Origin of the sequence: Streptococcus sp. UBA632 (assembly GCF_002300045.1) — a bacterium.
Lineage (GTDB): Bacteria > Bacillota > Bacilli > Lactobacillales > Streptococcaceae > Streptococcus > Streptococcus alactolyticus.
In genome coordinates this window covers 1,065-2,248 of record NZ_DBPA01000012.1, presented here as the reverse complement: position 1 = coordinate 2,248, position 1,184 = coordinate 1,065, and the positions used below count along the sequence as shown (strand labels likewise).

The following is a 1,184-nucleotide window of genomic DNA, read 5'->3' as shown; positions in this document are numbered from 1 at the left end:
GCAAACGCGTGTCCATTTCAGATAAAAAGCTACCTTCTGCTACTGGGTATAAGCGATGGTCAATAGCATCACGAACCCTATTGTCATTTTTCATAATTACCCTCTTTCTTTGTTGCTCTCACAAGCTCTTAGTCACAATCGTCACGGTCAATGATAACCCCCATTACCGTCAAATGACCATTGCTAATCAGGGTCAAAACCAAACGTGACAATTCCTTTGCTGGCATGGCAAAATCTGACTTAATCCACCACAGCAAAGTCCCTGTGAAAATACTGGTCAAATAAGCCACCACAAACTCTGTTGGAACTTGCTTGCCTGATTCCGTCACATTTAGCTTGGCCAGTAAATGGTCGTACTTGTCATGCATCAAGCTTCCAAATTGTTCTTGCATGACTTCTTGGGAAATACTACGCAAGACAATTTTAGCAATCGATGGATTTTTTTCAAGTCCTCGGTAAAAGTCTGCCAAGAGTTTTTCGGCACGTTTGAGCTTGACTGTGTCACCTTTGGCGATTTGTGCTGCCTCAATCATATCTGACATTTGGTCCACAATTTGTTGTTGAATCCCATCACGAAGCTCGTCTTTGTCAGCATAGTGGGCATAAAAAGTGGCGCGGTTAATCATAGCCTCATCCGCAATGTCTTGAATCGTAATCTTTTCATAAGATTTCTCACTCAAAAGTTTTGCAAAGGCATCAAAAATCAACTTCTCGGTTCTTAAATAGCGAATATCTGTAAATTTCATCCGTCTTCCTCCAAGATAATCAACAGTTTTAGCACCTTGTGTTGTTTAAACAACATAACCATCAAAATTAACGATTGTATTTTATTAGGACTATTTTATAATAGTATTATAGCAGACACTTTGTTGAATAAACAACAGAATGTTGTTAAGCCTATCTGTTTTTCTTATCCTATGTAAAAGAAAAAGGCAAAACAAAGTCTAAATCACTAATCGAGGATACTGGAATATGTATAAAGCAGGTATAGATGTCGGATCGACAACGGTTAAAGTTGTGATTTTCGATGATCATGAAAAGCTCGTCTTTTCACGTTATGAACGGCATTTTTCAGATGTCAAAACAGCAACCATTAAGGTCTTAAACGATGCCATTTCAGAAATTGGCGACCAAACGGTCAGTATTGCCATCACAGGTTCTGGGGGCATGGGATTGGCAGATGT

At 39.2% G+C, this 1,184-nt stretch carries 1 protein-coding gene and 2 pseudogenes (1 of these 3 only partly in view); 1 reads left to right on the top strand and 2 read right to left on the bottom strand.

The genetic code is table 11. The features are described from left to right. Together B3473_RS01200 and B3473_RS01195 are read right to left on the bottom strand one after the other, a co-directional pair. Positions 1-94 (bottom strand): annotated as a pseudogene (locus tag B3473_RS01200) (cyclic nucleotide-binding protein); the annotation flags it as partial. 34 nt (positions 95-128) lie between these two features. Continuing rightward, the gene (locus B3473_RS01195) at positions 129-746 is read right to left on the bottom strand and encodes a TetR/AcrR family transcriptional regulator (protein WP_235280536.1); all 618 of its coding nucleotides are present in this window, start codon (positions 744-746) and stop codon (positions 129-131) included. A gap of 226 nt (positions 747-972) precedes the next feature. Between B3473_RS01195 and B3473_RS01190 the strand changes: the two are divergent. Further along, positions 973-1,184 (top strand): annotated as a pseudogene (locus B3473_RS01190) (acyl-CoA dehydratase activase); its annotated part runs 1,064 nt beyond the window's last position; the annotation flags it as partial.

What these genes read in the sequence shown, in the direction of transcription:
- B3473_RS01195 (WP_235280536.1), bottom strand. Translation starts at nt 746, where the DNA reads ATGAAATTTACAGATATTCGCTATTTAAGAACCGAGAAGTTGATTTTT.